Genomic DNA, 1,358 nt, shown 5'->3' with positions numbered 1-1,358 from the left:
TGCTCCAGAAGTGGGTAGCCTAACCTTCGGGAGGGCGCTTACCAAGGAGTGATCGGTGACTGGGGTGAAGTCGTAACAAGGTATCCCTACCGGAAGGTGGGGATGGATCACCTCCTTTCTAGGAGTTTGCCCGAGCCTCGAGCTCGAGCACTTCAGGTCGAACCCGTGGGCGCACCCTGACCTCGGTCAGGTTGTTACCAAGTGCATGTTTCGTGGTCCCCTACTCTTCAGTTTTCAGGAGGCGAATTGCTTCCTGAAAATCAGGTTGTCTTCGGAACCTGGGCGTGTAGCTCAGCTGGTTAGAGCGCCGCCCTGATAAGGCGGAGGTCGGAGGTTCAAATCCTCCCACGCCCACTACGTACCTTCACGGTACTGCGGGGGATTAGCTCAGCTGGGAGAGCGCGGGCTTTGCAAGCCTGAGGTCAGCGGTTCGATCCCGCTATCCTCCAGATCTGACGAAGACTGCTACCTTGACAACTGGATAGACGAACAAGACCACCGGATGGTCGCAGCATTAACCCAACTAGGGTTGAGAAAGCGATCAACCGAGTAGCACAATTTCCGTCGATGAGCGTCGAGAGACGCTCAGCGAGTCTCAAATTGGCCGGCTGGAGAGCTGGTCAGGGTGAGTCTCGAGCAAACGAGTTCTGCTCAGCAGAACTGCAAAAAGTAGGGTTCGTGGTGACGAAAGGAACCTCGGATTCGACTCATCTGACGGTGGTTTACGGGACGCGCTGGCGCCGAAGTTCGGGCAACCGACGCAAGGCGCCAGTGAGGTCAAGCTACAAAGGGCACACGGTGGATGCCTAGGCACCAGGAGACGATGAAGGACGTGGATACCTGCGAAAAGCCACGGGGAGCTGGACTCGAGCGTAGATCCGTGGATATCCGAATGGGGAAACCCGGTGGGCGTCATGGCCCATCATCGTACGCTGAATACATAGGCGTGCGAGGTCAACGCGGGGAACTGAAACATCTCATTACCCGCAGGAAAGGAAATCAACAGAGACTCCGTAAGTAGCGGCGAGCGAACGCGGACTAGCCCAAACCATCCGGGCAACCGGCTGGGGTTGTGGGGCTCCGTCATGGGACCGCAAGGATTAGCAGAACGGCTTGGGAAGGCCGGCCAAAGAGGGTGATAGCCCCGTATGTGAAAGTCTGAGCGGCCCTAGGAGTACCCCGAGTAGGACGAGGCACGTGGAATCTTGTCTGAATCTGGGAGGACCATCTTCCAAGGCTAAGTACTCCCTGGTGACCGATAGTGTACTAGTACCGTGAGGGAAAGGTGAAAAGAACCCCTGCGAGGGGAGTGAAAAGACCCTGAAACCGTGTGTCTACAAGCAGTAGGAGCACTATGG

2 tRNA genes and 2 rRNA genes are annotated in these 1,358 nt (G+C 56.8%); all 4 read left to right on the top strand.

Annotated features, from left to right (window positions below):
• Positions 1-118 (top strand): 16S ribosomal RNA (locus tag ENSA5_RS02270); the annotation flags it as partial.
• Between the two features lie 162 nt (positions 119-280).
• Positions 281-354, top strand: a tRNA-Ile gene (locus tag ENSA5_RS02265).
• 22 nt (positions 355-376) lie between these two features.
• Positions 377-449 (top strand) — tRNA-Ala (locus ENSA5_RS02260).
• A gap of 326 nt (positions 450-775) precedes the next feature.
• A 23S ribosomal RNA gene (locus tag ENSA5_RS02255) occupies positions 776-1,358 on the top strand; the annotation flags it as partial.

Source organism: Enhygromyxa salina (assembly GCF_002994615.1).
GTDB lineage: Bacteria > Myxococcota_A > Polyangia > Nannocystales > Nannocystaceae > Plesiocystis > Plesiocystis salina_A.
Note: the sequence above shows the minus strand (reverse complement) of the source record. Positions and strands in the feature narration are given on the sequence as shown.